General features: G+C 73.3%; 2 protein-coding genes and 2 pseudogenes. All 4 read right to left on the bottom strand.

Annotated features, from left to right (window positions below; all coding sequences use genetic code 11):
• Window positions 1-261: pseudogene (locus tag I5I_RS08090) on the bottom strand (tRNA (adenosine(37)-N6)-threonylcarbamoyltransferase complex transferase subunit TsaD); the annotation flags it as partial.
• The gene (rimI, locus tag I5I_RS08085) at window positions 258-755 is read right to left on the bottom strand and encodes a ribosomal protein S18-alanine N-acetyltransferase (RefSeq protein WP_036318305.1); all 498 of its coding nucleotides are present in this window, start codon (window positions 753-755) and stop codon (window positions 258-260) included. The pseudogene I5I_RS08090 and the gene rimI, both read right to left, overlap by 4 nt.
• Window positions 752-1,444, bottom strand: coding sequence for a tRNA (adenosine(37)-N6)-threonylcarbamoyltransferase complex dimerization subunit type 1 TsaB (gene tsaB, locus I5I_RS08080; protein ID WP_036318304.1), 693 nt, complete (start codon window positions 1,442-1,444; stop codon window positions 752-754). The genes rimI and tsaB overlap by 4 nt, the downstream gene beginning before the upstream one ends.
• A gap of 38 nt (window positions 1,445-1,482) precedes the next feature.
• Window positions 1,483-1,677, bottom strand: a pseudogene (locus I5I_RS17280) (hypothetical protein); the annotation flags it as partial.

The following is a 1,677-nucleotide window of genomic DNA, read 5'->3' as shown; positions in this document are numbered from 1 at the left end:
ACCCGGCCCGCTCGTGACGGGCACGGCATCCACGTCGGTGAGGGGGATGCCGGCCTCGGCCACGGGCGCGTCGATCGCCGGCTGCAGAGCTTCGAGGTGCGCGCGGGCGGCGACCTCGGGCACGACTCCGCCGAAGCGGGCGTGCTCGTCCATCGAGCTCGAAATGGTGTTGCTGAGCAGGGTGCGGCCCCGGACGATGCCGATGCCGGTCTCGTCGCAACTGGTCTCGATGCCGAGCACAAGCGGTTCACGAACGGTCATGAGCACACTCCCCCGACCTGCGTCTGCGCGTGCCGCTCGGCGGCCCAGGCGACGAGATCGAGCTTCATGACGACGGCATCCACGTCGTCGGGCTGGTAGTAGCGGGGGCGACGCGCGATCTCGAGGAACCCCTCCGAGACGTACAGTGCGGCGGCGGTCGGGTTGTCGGCACGCACCTCGAGGAACACCTCGCGCGCCCCGCGCTGTCGCGCTGCCTCCAGCAGCGCCCACAGCAGGGTCCGCCCCCGCCCGCGGCCCCGCGCGGACGCGGCGACGGTGATCGTCTGGATGTCGGCATCGGCGGCGCGCGCGACGGCGCGCACCCCGCCGTATGCGAGCAACCGCCCCGCCTCCACGTCGACCAGGTAGTGCGCGTGGGGTGAGAGCAGCTCTTCGCGCATCATCGGCTCGCTCCACGCGTCGGTCGGAAACGACGCGCGTTCGAGGTCCATGATCTCCGCGAGGTCGTCGACGGTGGCGGCGCGCAGCGTCATGCGCGCCCCCCGACGCCCGGGCGGATGACGCTCTTCGGCAGCGTGACGTCGGGAGCACGCAGGTACAACGGCTCGGCACCGGCGAGCTCGCGTCCCGCGGCGACGGCGCGCGCCGCGACGACGGCGAGCATGGCCGCGCTGATCGTCGTCACCTCGACGCGGTCCGCCTCGTGTGCGGACAGCATCGCGTCGATCTCGGTGCGCAGGGCCAGGGCTGGTCCCGTCGCGCGGATCGGAAGACCGTCGGCATCCATGCCCTCGTACACCGAATAGGCGACCTCTCGCCGGCGGGCATCGGTCACGACGGCGAATCGGCGTGCGGGCGCGTACGGATCGGCGAGGGCATCGTCGAGGAGGATCGCCAGCGCCGCCGCGTCGTGACTGGGCACGGCGACGACCGGAAGGTTCCGCGCGAGAGCGAAGGCGCGCGCGGCCGCGATGCCCACCCGCAGCCCCGTGAAGGGGCCCGGCCCCATGCCGGCGGCGACGTGTGTGAGGCTGACCGACTCTGCCGCCCCGGTCTGTCCGATCGGGCCCCGGGCCGCGTCGGCGAGCGCGTCGCGCAGGAGGTCGCCGATGACTTCGGCGTGGCCGAGCGGGTTGTCGCTGGTGCGGTCGGCGCGGACCGCACCGTCGGGATCGACGACGCCGACGGCGGTGCCGAGCGAGGTGTCGATGCCGAGGATCACCCCTCCAGGGTAATCGGGGTGAACGCCCGCCGGAGCGCTCACCCGTGGCGGGTGATGCGGACGAGCCGTGGTGCGGCGTCCTCCATCGCGGCCATGTGGGGACCGGCGGTGCCGCAGGCGTTGTCGACGCCGGTGCCGCTCCAGCCCGGTCGATCTCGACCTCCCACCAGCGGTCGGCGACGGCATCGGCGAACGCGCCGGCCACTCGGCGACGACGACCGCGTGGGCGAAGT

Source organism: Microbacterium sp. B24 (genome assembly GCF_000333415.1).
Taxonomy (GTDB): domain Bacteria; phylum Actinomycetota; class Actinomycetes; order Actinomycetales; family Microbacteriaceae; genus Microbacterium.
The sequence above is the reverse complement of the archived record's forward strand: the minus strand, read 5'-3'. Positions and strand labels throughout refer to the sequence as shown.

Excerpts from the sequence above, each read along its gene's own strand:
- rimI (WP_036318305.1), bottom strand. The coding sequence starts at position 755 with ATGACGCTGCGCGCCGCCACCGTCGACGACCTCGCGGAGATCATGGAC.